Annotated in this window: 13 protein-coding genes and 5 pseudogenes; 16 read left to right on the top strand and 2 right to left on the bottom strand. The window is 40.5% G+C overall.

Annotated elements, in window-relative coordinates; all coding sequences use genetic code 11:
- Positions 1-2 precede the first annotated feature (2 nt).
- Together rlmH and rsfS are read right to left on the bottom strand one after the other, a co-directional pair.
- A pseudogene (rlmH, locus tag ACLKL2_RS05795) lies at positions 3-472 on the bottom strand (23S rRNA (pseudouridine(1915)-N(3))-methyltransferase RlmH).
- Complete coding sequence (rsfS, locus tag ACLKL2_RS05790) at positions 472-798, bottom strand: ribosome silencing factor (RefSeq protein ID WP_113819524.1); 327 nt, start codon at positions 796-798, stop codon at positions 472-474. The pseudogene rlmH and the gene rsfS overlap by 1 nt, the downstream one beginning before the upstream one ends.
- A gap of 298 nt (positions 799-1,096) precedes the next feature.
- Between rsfS and mraZ the strand changes: the two genes are divergently transcribed.
- The 16 genes and pseudogenes from mraZ to ftsA all read left to right on the top strand — a co-directional run bounded on the left by mraZ (position 1,097) and on the right by ftsA (position 17,006).
- A complete protein-coding gene (gene mraZ, locus ACLKL2_RS05785) occupies positions 1,097-1,558 on the top strand; it encodes a division/cell wall cluster transcriptional repressor MraZ (RefSeq protein ID WP_113819525.1) in 462 nt (153 codons plus the stop codon).
- Positions 1,558-2,485, top strand: a pseudogene (rsmH, locus tag ACLKL2_RS05780) (16S rRNA (cytosine(1402)-N(4))-methyltransferase RsmH); the annotation flags it as partial. The gene mraZ and the pseudogene rsmH, both read left to right, overlap by 1 nt.
- Before the next feature lie 21 nt (positions 2,486-2,506).
- Positions 2,507-2,820: pseudogene (ftsL, locus tag ACLKL2_RS05775) on the top strand (cell division protein FtsL).
- Between the two features lie 109 nt (positions 2,821-2,929).
- Positions 2,930-4,645, top strand: a complete 1,716-nt coding sequence (locus ACLKL2_RS05770; RefSeq protein WP_413693700.1) for a peptidoglycan D,D-transpeptidase FtsI family protein — start codon at positions 2,930-2,932, stop codon at positions 4,643-4,645.
- On the top strand, positions 4,645-5,058 hold the full coding sequence (locus ACLKL2_RS05765; protein ID WP_413693699.1) for a Mur ligase domain-containing protein: 414 nt from the start codon (positions 4,645-4,647) through the stop codon (positions 5,056-5,058). The genes ACLKL2_RS05770 and ACLKL2_RS05765 overlap by 1 nt, the downstream gene beginning before the upstream one ends.
- On the top strand, positions 4,956-6,188 hold the full coding sequence (locus ACLKL2_RS05760) for a UDP-N-acetylmuramoyl-L-alanyl-D-glutamate--2,6-diaminopimelate ligase (RefSeq protein WP_413694260.1): 1,233 nt from the start codon (positions 4,956-4,958) through the stop codon (positions 6,186-6,188). Before ACLKL2_RS05765 ends, ACLKL2_RS05760 begins: the two co-directional genes overlap by 103 nt.
- Positions 6,181-7,005: a UDP-N-acetylmuramoyl-tripeptide--D-alanyl-D-alanine ligase gene (locus ACLKL2_RS05755; protein WP_413693698.1), complete on the top strand. Its 825-nt coding sequence runs from the start codon at positions 6,181-6,183 to the stop codon at positions 7,003-7,005. Before ACLKL2_RS05760 ends, ACLKL2_RS05755 begins: the two co-directional genes overlap by 8 nt.
- A complete protein-coding gene (locus ACLKL2_RS05750) occupies positions 6,986-7,657 on the top strand; it encodes a glutamate ligase domain-containing protein (protein WP_413693697.1) in 672 nt (223 codons plus the stop codon). Before ACLKL2_RS05755 ends, ACLKL2_RS05750 begins: the two co-directional genes overlap by 20 nt.
- Before the next feature lie 48 nt (positions 7,658-7,705).
- Positions 7,706-8,789 (top strand): annotated as a pseudogene (mraY, locus tag ACLKL2_RS05745) (phospho-N-acetylmuramoyl-pentapeptide-transferase).
- A gap of 1 nt (position 8,790) precedes the next feature.
- Positions 8,791-9,534: a UDP-N-acetylmuramoyl-L-alanine--D-glutamate ligase gene (gene murD / locus ACLKL2_RS05740; RefSeq protein WP_413693696.1), complete on the top strand. Its 744-nt coding sequence runs from the start codon at positions 8,791-8,793 to the stop codon at positions 9,532-9,534.
- Between the two features lie 30 nt (positions 9,535-9,564).
- Positions 9,565-10,119 carry a glutamate ligase domain-containing protein gene (locus ACLKL2_RS05735; protein WP_413693695.1) on the top strand — a complete coding sequence of 185 codons (555 nt, stop codon included), beginning with the start codon at positions 9,565-9,567 and terminating at the stop codon, positions 10,117-10,119.
- Positions 10,119-12,352, top strand: a pseudogene (gene ftsW / locus ACLKL2_RS05730) (putative lipid II flippase FtsW). The gene ACLKL2_RS05735 and the pseudogene ftsW overlap by 1 nt, the downstream one beginning before the upstream one ends.
- Before the next feature lie 97 nt (positions 12,353-12,449).
- Positions 12,450-13,910: a UDP-N-acetylmuramate--L-alanine ligase gene (murC, locus tag ACLKL2_RS05725; RefSeq protein ID WP_113819535.1), complete on the top strand. Its 1,461-nt coding sequence runs from the start codon at positions 12,450-12,452 to the stop codon at positions 13,908-13,910.
- Positions 13,910-14,830, top strand: a complete 921-nt coding sequence (locus ACLKL2_RS05720; protein WP_413693694.1) for a D-alanine--D-alanine ligase — start codon at positions 13,910-13,912, stop codon at positions 14,828-14,830. The genes murC and ACLKL2_RS05720 overlap by 1 nt, the downstream gene beginning before the upstream one ends.
- Positions 14,831-14,835: 5 nt before the next feature.
- The gene (locus tag ACLKL2_RS05715; RefSeq protein WP_413693693.1) at positions 14,836-15,579 is read left to right on the top strand and encodes a cell division protein FtsQ/DivIB; all 744 of its coding nucleotides are present in this window, start codon (positions 14,836-14,838) and stop codon (positions 15,577-15,579) included.
- A 182-nt stretch (positions 15,580-15,761) separates the two neighbouring features.
- Entirely contained in the window at positions 15,762-17,006 is a 1,245-nt protein-coding gene (ftsA, locus tag ACLKL2_RS05710) for a cell division protein FtsA (RefSeq protein WP_113819538.1), read from the top strand.
- Positions 17,007-17,008 lie beyond the last annotated feature (2 nt).

Genomic DNA, 17,008 nt, shown 5'->3' with positions numbered 1-17,008 from the left:
ATCTACTCTCTGTGGTAAGGGTGATTAATTGTTAGGGTAAATGCGCGGTACAAGCTTTCTGCAACAATAATACGAACCAAGGGATGCGGTAATGTTAATGCAGAAAGTGACCAACGTTGTTCAGATAATTTGATGCATTCAGGCGCTAATCCTTCAGGGCCACCGATTAACAAACTAATGTTACGCCCATCGTGTTGCCATTTGGTCATTTCACTGGCTAATTGCTCTGTGGTCCAAGATTTCCCAGTCACTTCCAGCGTGACAATTTTGTTACCTTTTGGGATCGCTTCTAAGGTTAGTTCACCCTCTTTTTTAAAATGCGTTTAATGTCTGCATTTTTACCACGTTTACCTGCGTTAATTTCCACTAGCTCAAGTTGCATCTCTTTCGGGAAGCGTCGTGCGTATTCAAGGTAACCTTTTTCAACCCAGTCGGGCATTTTGGTGCCCACTGCAATTAGCTGAATTTTCATTATGCCGTTTCAGTCCATAACTTTTCTAATTGGTAGAATTGACGAGTTTCGTCTTGCATTACATGCACGACAACATTACTCATATCAATCAGTACCCACTCACTGCCTTCAAGGCCTTCAACGCCTAGTGGCACTTCGCCGGCGTTTTTAGCTGCCAATGCAGTTTGCTCTGCAATTGAACGTACATGACGTTTTGAAGTACCCGTACAGATAATTAATGTATCAGTCACATCAGAGATATCAGCCACATCGATGGTTACGATATCTTTTGCTTTCATGTCTTCAAGTTGGTCAATGAGAAATGCTTTTAATTGGTCGTCTTGCAAGGGAATTTCCTTCCGTTTTTATTGATTAAATTGTAATAAGCCGCGGAGTATATCACGCAACTTATAAATTGGTCGCCTTTTGAGGTTAATTTCACATTTTTATTAACTGATAAACCATACAAATTAAATGCATTCCAGAGAAAAGTGTGACCTGTGTCACTTTTTTAAAAGATCCATCACTTGCAATAATATTGGAGTTTATTAGACTGGGTGGTCAAAAGTGGGGAAAAGTGTCGATTTGTGGATCTTTTTCTGAAAAAGTGGATCATTTACCCATCTAAAATGGAATTGAATAATCATGTTGCGTGGTGCAAATGCAATAAATCTTGATACAAAAGGACGTATTGCGATCCCGACTCGGTATCGTGATTGGCTGATGGATAACTGTCAGGGTCAACTTGTGTGCACCATCGATTTTCAATCTCAAAATTGTTTATTACTTTATCCATTACATGAATGGTTATTGATAGAAAATAAACTACGCGGTTTATCCAGTACCAACCCACAGGAAAGACGTATACAACGCTTGATATTAGGGCATGCCAGTGAGTGTGAACTAGATAAAAGTGGACGTACTTTAATCGCACCGACACTACGTCAACACGCAAAATTAGATAAGAAGATAATGTTAGTAGGGCAATTGAATAAATTTGAAATTTGGGATGAGCAAGTGTGGCATCAACAAGTACAGCAAGATCTACAAAGTGATATGTCGTTAGGCATGGAATTAAGTGATTCTCTTAAGGAGTTCTCGTTCTAATGAGTGAGCATATAACCGTATTATTAGATGAAGCTGTGGATGGTTTAGCGATTAAACCTGATGGCATTTATGTTGATGGCACCTTTGGTCGAGGTGGCCACTCTCGTCATATTTTGTCCAAACTAGGCCCTAACGGTCGATTAATTGCGATCGATCGTGATCCACGTGCGATTGCCACTGCCGAAGCATTAAAGTTAGAAGATAGCCGTTTTGATATCGTTCATGGGCCTTTTTCTGGTATTGCTGAATATATTAAAGAGATGGGATTAGCTGGCAAGATTGATGGTGTGTTATTAGATCTTGGTGTGTCATCACCACAATTAGATGATGCAGAGCGTGGATTTAGTTTTATGCGTGATGGCCCATTAGATATGCGTATGGATCCTACATCAGGGATCAGTGCTGCAGATTGGTTAGCAAAAGCAGATGTTGATGATATCGGCTGGGCACTAAAAACCTTTGGTGAAGAGAAGTTTGCTTATCGTATTGCGCGTGCAATTGTTGCTGATCGCGAAGAAACGCCTTTTACACGTACTTTACAGTTAGCACAGTTAATTGAACGTTTATGCCCTCAGCGTGAAAAAGAAGAAACACCCCGCGACACGTAGCTTCCAAGGGATTCGCATCTACATTAACAGTGAACTAGAAGAGATTCATAAAGTACTGGATGGTGCTTTAGATATTTTGGCAATTGGTGGGCAACTATCAGTGATCAGTTTCCATTCTTTGGAAGATCGCATTGTAAAACGCTTTATTCGTAAACAAGAAAAAGGCCCTGAGTATCCAGCAGGTTTGCCCTTAACCGATGCACAAATGCAAGTCGGTAAGAACGTCAAATCTGTGGGCAAGGCATTAAAACCCAGTGCTGCTGAAATTCAAGCAAACCCGCGCTCGCGCAGTTCTGTGTTACGTGTTGCTAAAAACTTAGACAGCCAGAGGCAAACTAAGATGGTGGCATCGCGTGATAACTTATTACTGATTATTTTGGCTGACTTACGTCACAACGTCATCTTGGTCATTCTAGGCATAATGATATTAATCAGTGCGTTATATAACATTTATATTACGCATGAAACACGCGAGTTGGTGACAAAAAAGAATATTTGTCACAACAGAAAGACAACTTAATGATTGAATGGCGAAACTTATTGATCGAAGAGCATACGCTTGATGAACATAGTCGGATCCGTTCCGTAGCTGGTGACCAATTATCAATGGCACAGCCAACTAAAAAAAATAGTGTATTAGTGGAAATCCGATGAATAGAAAACGCAGCACAGCAAGGCCTAAAGCAGGCCCTCAAACGCGCAAGAAAAAAGTCTATCCAACGTATTCGTCGGGTCGATATTTTTTGTAGCCGTCACTATATCCTTGATCGCCGTTGCCTTGATCTCTCGCCTTGCTTTTATTCAAATCCTAGAGCCTGAATACCTGACGAATGAAGCTGATAAACGTAGTTTACGTGTCACTAGTTCTGTTGCACACCGTGGCAATATTGAAGATCGTAATGGTGAAGAGTTAGCGATCAGTGTGCCTGCTTATGCCATTTGGGTTGATCCTAAAGAAGTTAAAAAACACTTTGCTTTCACTAAAGATGAGTGGGAAAACAGTGTGGTTGTTAACCCTAAAACTGGCCTAGAGCGTCATACTAAAAAGTTCTTTTATGAATCAAAAAAATGGCCGGCTCTAGCTGAAGTCCTTGATATTAAGATGGAAGACTTAGCAAAGGTATTACAAAAACCTCGTTCTCGCTTTGCTTATCTAAAACGCCAAGTTAATGATCCCGTTGTGCAATATGTAAAACAGTTAAAGTTATCAGGTATTGCTAGCCAACTTGAATCGCATCGTTTTTACCCAACGGGTGAAATTAATGCCAATATTTTAGGGTTAACGGATCTCGATGCACAGGGCATTGAAGGTATTGAAAAAAGTTACAATGATTATCTAGAAGGGCAAACCGGTAAGCGCCGTGTACGTAAAGACCGTTTAGGTAATGTGATCGATGATATTGAAGTCTTAAAAGAGAAAAAATTAGCGGGTAATTTACAACTAACCATAGATCAACGTATTCAAGCCGTGGCTTACAGTGAATTAAAACGTGCTGTGAAAATGAATAATGCAACCTCTGGATCGATTGTGGTGATCGATATTCACAGCGGTGAAATTTTTGCAATGGCCAACTATCCTTCATTTAACCCTAATGATCGTAATCAATACCAAGCCTATAAATTACGTAATCGTGCTATTACTGATACCTTTGAACCGGGTTCAACGGTTAAACCACTAGTTGTAGCCAGTGCGTTAATCCATCATAAAACCAATGTTGATGAGGTGATTGATACGTCTCCTGGTTGGATGAACTTAGGTGGTCGTCGAGTACGTGATAGCCATAACTACGGTAAAATGCACCTAGCCAAAATATTGAAAAAATCTAGTAACATTGGAGTAAGTAAACTTGCTTTGCGTTTAAAGCCTGAAGAGTTGCAACAAACTTTTGCTGATTTTGGCTTAGGTAATGATACTGGTATTGGTTTAATTGGTGAAAGCGTGGGGCGTTTACCAATTCGTCACCGTTGGTCTGATTTTGAATTGGCGACTATGTCTTTTGGTTATGGGATAACGGCAACCACATTACAATTAGCTAAAGCTTACGGTATTTTAGGTAGCGGTGGTGTGCAATATCCATTGTCTATTATTAAAGGTGCTAAACAACCTGGTGAACAAGTTGTTCCTGAAAATATTGCGCGTGAAGTAGTAGAGATGATGGAAGGCGTTAGTGAAAAGGGCGGTACTGCACCAAAAGCAAAAGTTGATGGCTACCGTATTGCGGGTAAAACAGGTACATCACGTAAAGCGGAAGCAGGTGGTTACGGTGATGATTACGTTGCTGTTTTTGCCGGTTTAGCACCAGCTACTCGCCCACGTTTCTCGATTGCTGTGATGATTAATGAGCCACAAGGCGACCGTTATTACGCAGGTGATGTAGCTGCACCAGTATTCTCTGAAGTAATGAAAAGTACGTTACTGTTAACCCATGTATTACCTGACGGTGGAGATGAGAGTTACACCTACCTGGAGGCTAAATAATGGCCTCGGACAGCGCTCAACCCGATACTAGTTGTCCACTTTCTTGGTTGTTGGCAGACTTACTGCCAAACCAAGTTTCATCACTTTCTGTTAAAATTTCAGGCATGATCTTAGACAGCAGAGCAGTCACTTGCGGTGATCTGTTTGTTGCGGTACAAGGTGCTGTTAGTGATGGTCGTCAATTTATTGATAACGCGATTGCTTCTGGTGCTGCAGCCGTTTTATCTGAAACCTTAATAGAGCATGAAGACGGTAAATTAAGTGTTCAGGGTGATACGCCGGTTATTCACATTTTTCAGCTGCAACAGAAATTAAGCGCGATTGCTATGCGCTTTATTTTCCCCAGTCAAACTTACACCATGTTACTGCGGTCACTGGTACAAACGGTAAAACGACTATTGCCAGTCTTTTAGCTAATAGTTATATGTTATTGGGTCAACAAAGTGCGCAAATGGGCACGATTGGTAATGGTTTATATAACCAATTACAAGCTAGTTTAAATACGACATTAGATGCTATTTCAGTGTGCCGCGAGTTAGCTAGTTATCAAGCCCAAGGTGCAACGCAAACGATCATGGAAGTTTCTTCTCATGGTTTAGTGCAAGGGCGTATTGCGGCAGTGCCATTTAATACCGCTATTTTCACTAATTTAACCCGTGATCACCTTGATTATCATGGCACTATGCATGCCTATGCAGAAGCCAAACAAACCTTGTTTGATAAATTTCCTTTAAAGCATCGTATTATTAATGCCAATGATGCCGTGGGAAGAGATTGGTTAGCAAAATACCCTGACGCTATTGCCTATGGTTTAAATATTGGTCAAAGCTTCACTAAGCAACATTACTTTAATGTGACTAAAGTAGATTATCTCCCACAAGGGTTAGCCTTTGAGTTTGCCTCAAGTTGGGGGGCAGGTATCATGACTAGCCCTTTTTATGGTGACTTTAATGTATTAAATATGGCAGCGGTAAGTTGTGCATTATTAGCTGATGGTGTGCGCTTAAACGACATCCAAAAAGTGATGGCAGAGTTAACCGTTGTCCCAGGCAGAATGGAGCAGTATTTCTTTGCGAAACAACAGATCACCTTTGTAGTTGATTATGCTCATACACCCGATGCATTAGATAATTCCTTACAAGCATTACAACATCATAAACAACAAGGTCGTATTATTGCGGTATTTGGTTGTGGTGGAGACCGCGATAAAGGTAAACGTCCGCTAATGGCTAGCGTTGCTGAACAAGGTGCTGACTTAGTAGTGATTGTTGATGATAATCCTCGCAGTGAAGAGGCGACTTTAATTGTAGAAGATATTAAAGCAGGGTTAACAAAACCAGAGAAAGCGCTAGTGATACATGAGCGACAACAAGCGATTCAATACTTATTAGCTAATGCACAACAACACGATATAGTGTTATTAGCGGGCAAAGGTCATGAAGATTATCAGATATTTGGTGATAAAAAAGTGCATTATAGTGATCGAGAAACACTACAAGCATTAGTCAAAGAACAAGCAATACAGGACAACACCAATGATTGAACTTACTGTCGAACAGTTATGTGAAGCAACTCAGGGCCGTTTAAGAAAAGGTTATCATAGCGCCGCTAAGTGCGCTTGTGTTTCTATTAACAGTGTCAGTACAGATACTCGTACTCTTCAACAAGGCGATCTATTCATTGCCTTAAAAGGTCCATCATTTGATGCCCACCAACTATTAGCCAGTGCCGTTGAACAGGGCGCAGCTGTTTTATTGGTAGAGGAAGCGAGTGACCTTGCTATCTCATTCAATAATGTCGTAATTGAAGTAGCAGATACACGTATTGCATTAGGATTATTAGGGCGTTACGTCAGAGAGCAAATCAGCAACCTGAAATGCGCTGCTATTACTGGCAGTAATGGTAAAACAACCTGTAAAGAGTTACTAAGCGCCATCTTAACTGTACATTGTGACAATCAAGACGCCGTATTAGCAACGGCGGGTAATTTTAATAATGACATTGGTTTACCTTTAACCCTACTAAGATTAGCACAGCAACATCAATTTGCTGTGGTGGAATTAGGTGCAAACCATATTGGTGAGATTGCTTATACGTCTGCGTTGGCAAAACCCGATGTGGCTTTAGTTAATAATATTATGCCAGCACATTTAGAGGGCTTTGGTTCTCTTGAAGGAGTGGCCACCGCAAAATCAGAGATTTGGTCAAACTTAAATGCAACGGGGACGGCGGTTGTGAATCTTGATGCTAAATTTGCAGAGACGTTCATTACTCGATTAACTGAACAAAAACAGCGTTATATTTGCTTTTCAAAAGAGCCTAAAAACCAGAGCCGCAGATGTGTTTGCTACCGACATTAGCAGTAACCCATTAGGGCAAGCGCAATTCACATTGAACATTAATTCAGCAAGCTGCCCAGAATACGTAAATAATCTGCAAAATATTGATGTGCAGTTGAACCTTCCAGGCTTACATAATGTCAGTAATGCATTGGCGGCAAGTAGTATGGCGTTAGCCCTAGGTTGCTCGTTATTAAGCATTAAAAAAGGGTTAGAAACCTTACAGCAAGTGGCTGGCCGTGTTAATTGTTCTGTATTGTCTGAACAGTTGACTGTGATTGACGATACTTACAATGCCAACTCTGCATCAGTGAATGCAGGTATTGAGCTATTAGCGCAATATCAAGGCCAAGGCCTGTTAATTTGTGGTGATATGGGCGAATTGGGTGATTATGCTGAACAAGAGCACGCTGCAATTGGTGAGTATGCTCAACAAAAAGGCATTGAGAAATTATTTACGGTTGGACATTTGAGTCAACTAGCAACAAATGCGTATAATGCGGCCTCTCAAAACGCAGAGGCGGAACACTTCTCAGACAAACAACAACTTGAATTAGCACTTGATGCTTTTTTAAGTGGTCAAAAATCGAAAGTAGTGGTGCTTGTTAAAGGCTCGCGCAGTGCAAGGATGGAAGAGATCGTGGCTTTCATTAAAGGGAAATTTAGTGCGTAAGCTTCATCATCAGCTATTAAGCTGCTTTACAAAATAGGATTTTAAAAAATGGTCGTCTGGTTAGCAGAGTTACTTTCGAGTCATTATACTTTTTTCAATGTTTTAACATACTTATCCGTGAGAATGGTGTTAGCTGTGTTAACCGCATTGGCATTTTCATTGTGGGCCGGGCCTAAATTAATTCGTTACTTACAAAGCCAGCAAATAGGCCAGATTGTACGTGACGATGGCCCTGAATCTCATTTTAGTAAAGCCGGCACACCGACTATGGGTGGTTTATTAATTCTTGCTGCTATCGTGTTAAGTACACTGTTATGGGCAAGACTAGATAATCTTTATGTATGGGTGGTGATGTTTACGACCATCTCATTTGGTGCCATTGGTTTTATGGATGACTACTTAAAGGTTGTACGTAAACACCCAGATGGTTTGATTGCGCGTTGGAAGTACCTCTGGCAATCGGTTACTGCGTTAGTGTTAGGTGTCGTGTTATACCTGACTGCACAGGGCGATGCGCAATTAACTTTAGTGGTTCCTTTCTTTAAAGAATATATGCCTTACTTGGGCCTATTGTTTATTCCTTTAGTGTATTTCACTGTGGTAGGTAGTAGTAATGCCGTTAATCTAACAGATGGTTTGGATGGTTTGGCTATCATGCCAACAGTAATGGTTGCTGCTGCATTTGCATTAGTGGCTTACTTAACCAGTCATATTAACTATTCACACTATCTATTCATTCCTTATATCCCACAAGCCAGTGAGTTAGTGATTATTTGCGGAACGATTGTTGGAGCTGGGTTAGGTTTCCTATGGTTTAACACCTATCCTGCACAAGTATTTATGGGCGATGTAGGCTCATTAGCATTGGGCGCTATTCTGGGTGTGGTTGCTGTTCTGGTAAGACAAGAGTTTTTATTGGTGATCATGGGCGGTATTTTTGTATTGGAAACCGTATCCGTTATTTTGCAAGTAGGCTCTTATAAAATGCGTAAGCAACGTATCTTCAAGAATGGCACCCATCCATCACCATTATGAGAAAAAAGGCTGGCCTGAACCACGTGTTATTGTACGTTTTTGGATTATCACAATTGTATTAGTCTTAGTCGGACTAGTGACTCTGAAGGTACGTTAATATGACAAGTAAGCGAGTTGCTATTATTGGTTTAGGTGTGACAGGTTTATCTTGTGTGACTTTTTTCAATAATAAAGGGATTAATGTTACTGTTTTTGATACTCGCTCTGCTCCTCCTGGTAAAGATAGCTTAGATGTTAATACTGAGTTAGTGATTGGTCCTTTATCTGCAACACGCTTATCAAGCTATGATCTATTAGTGGTTAGCCCAGGGATTGCTATTGCAACCCCTGCGATTGCTACAGCGATAGAAGCGGGTGCAGAAGTGGTTGGTGATATTGAGTTATTTGCTCGCGAGCTAGCAACGCCCGCTTATCAAGATGCAAAGTTAGTCACTATTACCGGCTCTAATGGTAAAAGTACGGTAACCACATTATTAGGTGAAATGGCTGCCCATGCTGGCGTTAAAGTCGGCGTTGGCGGCAACATCGGTGTACCTGCATTAGATCTATTATCCCCTGATAAACAATTGTATGTACTAGAACTTTCAAGTTTCCAATTAGAAACCACTTCATCTTTAAATGCTGATGTTTCAACTATTTTAAATATCAGTGAAGATCATTTAGATCGCTATCCAAGCTATCAAGCTTATATCGATGCAAAACACAAAATATATACACAAAGTAAAGTGTGCTTAATCAATCGCGATGACCCACTTACTTTTACTTTGCAACAACCACAACTTAGCTTTGGTTTTGACCATTCAGAGTTCGGATTGATAGCGCAGCAGGGCGAACCTTTTTAGCGCAAAACCAACAGCCATTATTGCCTTGCAGTGCAATTAGAATTAAGTGGTAAACATAACTGGATGAATGCGTTAGCTGCGCTTGCTTTAGGGCTACAGGTTGATCTTCCTATGAAGGCAATGCTGGCTGCATTACAAACTTACAAAGGCTTAAGTCATCGATGTGAATTTGTTGCTGAACATCAAGGTGTGCGTTGGATTAATGATTCTAAAGCCACCAATATCGGCGCGACGCAAGCAGCCTTGTTAGGTTTATCGGAAACTATTACCGGCAAAGTACATGTTATTTTAGGTGGTGATGGTAAAGGGGCTGATTTTAACGAGTTAGCTCCTGTGTTAACGGAAATTAAGGGACAAATTGTCTGCTTTGGTCAAGATGCGGCACTGATTGCTGCACAGCATCCATCGGCAATTATCGTTGCTGATTTGATGCAAGCGGTGAATCATATTGAGCAACATGCGACTACTGGCGACCTAGCTATTTTAACACCTGCCTGTGCGAGTTTAGATATGTATAAAAACTTCATGGCGCGTGGTAATCATTTTATTCAGTTAGTGAATCAATTGACGGAGGCGTCACTCTGATGTTCCGTGCGATAGCAGCGAAATTAGGTAATCTATATCAATCTTTAACCGTGGAGTCAGAAACTCACCCACGTGCCTATGATCGTTCATTTCTGGTGTTGGTTTTTACCTTGATGGGGATTGGCTTAGTGATTGTTGCATCGGCCTCTATGCCTGAAGGGATTGCATTATCTGCAGATCCATTCCGTTTTTTAAAGCGGCACCTGATCTACATTATTCTCTGTTTGTTTATCTTAGCGGCAGTGGTCTCTATTCCCATTGACCATTGGCATAAATATACTCCGGTTATTTTGTTACTATCTGGTTTAGGGTTATTAGCAGTACTGGTGATTGGTACTGAAGTTAATGGTTCATTGCGTTGGTTACGTTTAGGGCCATTAAATATCCAGCCGTCTGAATTCGGGAAACCTCGGTTGTTCTGTTTATTTCCAGCTACCTAATGCGTCGTCAAAAGGAAGTAATTGATACCATCAAAGGTTTTATCAAGCCATTAGTGGTATTAGCGATCCTGGCGATGTTGTTACTGTTACAGCCTGACTTAGGCTCAACCGTAGTAATTGTAGTGATCATGATGGGCATGCTTTTTATCGCTAATGCACGAATGATCTCCTTCGTGGGTATTGCTGTTGCGTTATTGTCGGTGATTATTTTGCTGATTGTGACCTCTCCTTACCGTATGGCAAGGGTCTTTGGTTTCTTAGACCCATGGTCAGACCCATTTGGCCGAAGCTATCAGTTAACGCAATCATTAATGGCCTTTGGTCGGGGTGGTTGGTTTGGCGAAGGCTTAGGTAACTCAGTACAAAAATTGGAATACTTACCTGAAGCGCATACCGATTTCATTATGGCTATCTTAGCCGAAGAATTAGGTTTTATTGGTGTAAGCATCGTTATTATTTTAGAGTTTGTATTGGTTTATAAAGCCTTTTCTATTGGTAAAAGGGCGCTGGAAAAGAACCTGATATTTTCGGGGTATGTTGCTATCGGTATTGCTATTTGGTTTGCTTTTCAAACAGCCGTTAATATCGGCGCGGCTTCAGGTATTGCACCAACTAAAGGGCTAACATTGCCGTTGATCAGTTATGGTGGCTCCAGTTTGATCACTATCGCGATAGCGGTTGGTCTGGTATTAAGAATCGATTTTGAAACGCGCATTCACTCTGCACAGGCGCGTATTACTAAAAAAATAAGAAAAAGCCAAGTGTTGCTAAACAAGCAAACGAAGCTGTGGTGGAAAATAATGAATAAAACAAAAACGCTATTAGTGATGGCTGGCGGCACTGGCGGGCATGTTTTTCCTGGTTTGGCTGTGGCGAATAAGTTAAAAGAGGAAGGGTGGCAAGTAAGCTGGTTAGGCACTGCTGCCAGAATGGAAGCTAGACTGGTTCCTGAGCACGGTTATGAAATCGACTTTATTGATGTAGTAGGTGTGCGAGGTAATGGAATTAAGCGTCTATTAGCAGCGCCATTTCAAGTAATAAAATCTATTTTCCAAGCACGTAAAGTATTAAAAAAACGTAACGTAGACTTAGTGTTAGGTATGGGGGATTTGCCAGTGGACCCGGTGGTATTGCAGCTTGGACAATGGGAATTCCGGTTGTGCTGCATGAACAAAACGCAACAGCTGGTTTAACTAATCGCATTCTTTCCTATTTTTCTAAAAAAGTGTTAATGGGCTTTAGCGGTGCATTTTCTGGTGAAAAGGCTGTTTTAGTAGGGAATCCAATTAGAAAAGAGCTATTAGACTTGCCTGAAAAAGTTTTTTCGACTCCAGAACAAGCTTTAAAAGTATTAGTGATTGGTGGAAGTTTAGGCGCTCGAGTTTTAAATGAAACAGTTCCCGATGCATTGCTGAACTTCGATGCTCGGCAGGTGTCTGTTTTACATCAAACTGGCAAAGGTTTTTCAGAGTCGGTAACTGAGAGTTACCAACAAACTCAGGTTGATTACCAAGTACAAGAGTTTATTAGCGACATGGCTTCTGCCTATCAATGGGCAGACTTGATTATATGTCGAGCAGGTGCATTAACCGTAGCTGAAGTTGCGGTGGTAGGGCTACCTGCTATCTTTGTTCCTCTACCTCATGCTGTGGATGATCACCAAACCAAAAACGCACAAAGTTTAGTAAGTGCTGATGCCGCGATATTAATTGCGCAAAAAGAGTTGGATGCGAATAAATTAAGTGAATGTTTGATGACATTAAGTCAAAATAGGCTGTTACTTAATGAAATGAGTCAAAATTGTAAAAATATAGCTATTAGAGAGGCAACGCAGCAAGTGACTGATGTTTGCCTGTCTTTAGTATCAAAATAAAGTAGAAGTGAATCCCGATGATAAAAATTGAACTAGCAGAAATTCGTACCATGATCCCAGAAATGCGTCGTGTAAAACAGATTCATTTTGTTGGTATTGGTGGTGCGGGTATGGGCGGTATTGCCGAAGTATTAGCCTATGAAGGTTATAAAATCACTGGTTCTGATATCGCTGAAAACACTGTGGTTAAACGTCTGCGTTCATTAGGTGTTGAGGTCTTTATTGGCCACGCACAAGAAAATATTTACGGCGCTTCTGTGGTTGTTGTTTCTACCGCTATTAATCCTGAAAACCCAGAATTGTTAGCTGCTAAACAAGCGCGTATTCCAGTGGTGCGTCGTGCAGAGATGCTTGCTGAGTTAATGCGTTACCGTCATGGTGTGGCTGTTGCCGGTACCCATGGTAAAACAACGACTACCAGTTTGATTGCGAGTATTTACCGTGAAGCTGATTTAGATCCGACCTTTGTTATTGGTGGTTTGTTAAATAGCGCGGGTACTAATGCTAAATTAGGACAAAGCCGTTACTTAATTGCCGAAGCTGATGAAAGTGATGCATCTTTCTTGCACTTACAGCCAATGGTGTCTGTAGTGACTAACATCGAAGCGGATCATATGGATACTTATCAAGGTGACTTTGAAGTATTAAAAGATACCTTTGTCCAATTTATTCAAAACTTACCGTTTTACGGTACGGCAGTGGTTTGCTTAGACGATAAAGTAGTAGAGGAGCTGATCCCTCGTTTTGCACGTCAATGTGTCACTTATGGGTTTAGCGAACAAGCTGATGTGCGTATTTCTGGTTTCAAGCAAACGGTTAATCGCAGTGAATTTATCGTGCACAGAGCAAATCGCCCTGATTTAACTATCCATCTTAATTTACCGGGTAAACATAATGCCTTAAATGCAGCTGCTGCGATTGCAGTGGCGATGGAAGATGATATTGATGATTCAGCAATTTTAGCTGCTTTAGAGAGCTTTGAAGGTATTGGTCGTCGTTTTGAACAATACGGTGAATTCGAAACAGGTCGTGGTAAAGCGATGTTAGCTGATGATTACGGTCATCACCCAACAGAAGTACAGGCGACAATTAATGCAGCACGTGAAGGCTGGCCTGAAAAACGTTTAGTGATGGCTTATCAGCCGCACCGTTACACACGTACACGCGATCTATATGAAGATTTTGCTCATGTGTTATCACAGGTAGATCAATTATTGTTACTAGATGTTTATGCCGCTGGCGAAACACCTATTGCTGGTGCAGATAGCCGCTCTTTGTGTCGTACTATTCGTCAACAAAGTGGTAAAGAGCCTATTTTTGTCCCTTCACCAGCTGCGTTACCTAGTGCGTTAGCAAAAGTCTTACAAGATGGAGACTTAGTGCTGACTCAAGGTGCTGGTAATATCGGAGCAGTAGTTAAAACGCTAGCAGAGTTCAAGCTAGATATTGAAAAAATGCAACAAGCGAGCGCAAATTAATGACAACAGAATTTGGTAAAGTAGCGGTTTTATTTGGTGGTAACAGCGCAGAGCGTGAAGTGTCATTAAGTTCAGGTAATGCAGTATTAAGTGCATTACTGCGTCAAGGTGTCGATGCACATGCTGTTGATCCTAAACATGATGACTTATCACAAATCAAAGCCTTAGGTTTTGACCGTGCTTTTATCGTGTTGCATGGCCGTGGTGGCGAAGATGGCACAATCCAAGGTTTCCTTGAAACATTAGAGATACCTTACACTGGTAGTGATGTTTCTAGCTCTGCGATTGGTATGGATAAAGCCAAAACTAAACAAATTTGGCAAAGTTGCCAGTTACCAACTGCGCCGTATCAAATTATTATCAAAGAAAACTTTAAAGCAGCGCAGGCTGCAGATATACTTAGCAGTCTATCTGGTACTGTGATAGTGAAACCTGTACATGAAGGGTCAAGCATCGGTATGGCTAAAGCAGAAACGGCTGAACAGTTGATCGCTGCATTAGAAGACGCCTTCAAATACGATACAAAAGTATTATTAGAGTCTTGGATCACTGGTGATGAATTCACCGTGTCTATGCTCAATGGTAAAGCTTTACCTGCGATCACCATGAAAACGTCTCATACCTTTTATGATTACCAAGCTAAGTATCAGTCTACTGATACCCAATACTTGTGTCCTTGTGGGCTAGATGAGCAGCAGTTAAATGAATTAAACCAGCTAGCGGAAGAAGCTTTTATGGCGGTCGGTTGTAGCGGTTGGGGACGTGTTGATTTTATGCGTGATGAACAACATAACTGGTACTTGTTAGAGGTGAATACTGTACCTGGTATGACGGAAACTAGCTTAGTGCCAAAAGCCTCAAAACAGGCTGGTATTAGTTTTGATCAACTTGTATTACGTATTTTAGAGCAAACCTTATAATTTATGTGGCTGAAGCTAAAAAAATCACCATCAGTAAATGGATTAGCTTCTTTATTTTTTTACTGTTGATTTATACCTTGCAAGATGGATTTTTTAAGTTAAAGCATTGGTTAACAGACGAAAAATCTTTACCGTTGACTGCATTAATTTTGACGGGTGAGCGTCATCATGTGACGGAAGATGTGGTAAGAAGTGTGTTAGCAAAACAGCATGATAAGTTGAATTTCTTCACCTTAAAGATTGCTGAAATACAAAAACAGTTAGAAGAGAAACCATGGGTTTATTCAGCATCGATTCGTAAACATTGGCCGGATACCTTAAAAATCCATATTGTTGAGCAAGCTATTGCAGCTTCTTGGAATGAAAAATCATTGCTAAATCGCTTTGGCGAAATTATTGATGTTCACCCTGATACAGATGATCAATACATCGCTTTATCCGGCGAAGATGATCAAGCTGAAGTGGTTTTAACTACGTATTTGCAATTAAAGCAACTCTTGCAACCTAGTCATTATCGTATTGCCGGTTTGTCTAGTGATAAACGTAATGCGACACAGCTAGTATTAAAAAATGGGATCAGTTTAAAGTTAGGTAAAGAGCAGAAGCTTGAGCGTATTCAGATATTTTTAAAGGCTTTCCCGAGGATTGCTGAAAATTATGATATTAACACCATCGATTACGTTGACTTGCGTTACGACACTGGGTTAGCAATCGGTTGGAAAGAAGCTGAAAAAGAGCAGAAAAAATAGAAATTAAGTGATGTTGAATTACTCAACATAATGGCTTAGTAAAATAGGTTGATTTTTTCCTAAAAATGACTGTCTCATTGTGAGTAGAATTTAAAATAGTGAAATTAATCATATATTTACTATAATTAGTATTACAATAAAGTTAATTATTCTCTTATACGAGAGAAAGTGGTGATGAACGAATGGAAAGTAATTACACAGTTGGTTTAGACATCGGTAGCCATAAAGTCGTTGTCTTGATTGGTGAGTTATTAGCAAACGATGCAATTAATATTGTTGGTGTGGGCTCTGCTCCTTCAAAAGGTGTAGATAAAGGCTCCGTCACTAATCTAGATTTAGTGGTTGAATCTATCACAACTGCATTAAAACAAGCTGAAGATATGGCCGACTGTCGTGTTTCATCGGTGAACTTATCTGTGTCTGGTTCGCATATCGAATCGATTAATGAAACCGGAACCTGGGCGATAGAAGCACATGAAGTCACTTCTTATGATGTAGAGAGTGTCTTACATAATGCTCGTTCAGTGAAAATACGTGATGAGCAACGTTTATTACATGTTATTCCTCAAGAGTATTCCATTGATGCTCAAGGTCGAATTAACAATCCAATCGGTTTGTCGGGTGTAAAATTAAAAGCAAATGTACATTTAATCACCTGTCATAACGATCTAGTTAAAAATTTAGAAAAAGCAGTTGAACGATGTGGATTAGTTATTGACCAACTAACATCATCAGGCGTAGCGTCAAGTGCAGCGATTTTGAGTGAAGATGAAAAAGAGCTTGGCGTATGCATGATCGATATGGGAAGTGGTACAATGGATTTGTCGATCTATATCGCTGGCGCTTTACAACATAGCATGGTGTTAGATTATGCTGGTAATTCAGTCACTAATGACATTGCCATTGCCTTTAGTTCTCCGCCGACTTCGGCAGAAGAAGTAAAAGTAAAATACGGCTGTTTAGATAGGTCATTAGTGAATAGTGATGAAATAATTGAACTACCGAGTGTAGGTGGTCGAGCAGCACGTAGTTTACAGCGTTCTATTTTAGTTGATGTCATTGAGCCACGTTACAGTGAATTATTGATGTTAGTAAAAAACGAAATCTACAAGCTGAACGATAAATTTGCACGCGAAGGATTAAACCAACAGCTTGCTGCTGGTGTTGTTATTACCGGTGGTGCTGCACAAATTGAAGGTTTAGTTGACGTTGCTGAAGAAGTATTTGGTAACATTCAAGTCAGAATTGGTAAGCCAGAGCATATTAAAGGTTTAGCAGATGATGTAAACTCTCCAGCTTACTCAACAGCTGTTGGTTTATTACGTCATAAAAATAATGAATTTGCTGACGAAGATGAAGCCGAAACTGAGAATCGTTTTACAAGTATTTTTAGCAAAGTTAAAAATTGGATTAAAAAAGAATATTAGTT

It is taken from the genome of Psychromonas sp. KJ10-2 (assembly GCF_047323255.1).
GTDB lineage: Bacteria > Pseudomonadota > Gammaproteobacteria > Enterobacterales > Psychromonadaceae > Psychromonas.
Note: the sequence above shows the minus strand (reverse complement) of the source record. Positions and strands in the feature narration are given on the sequence as shown.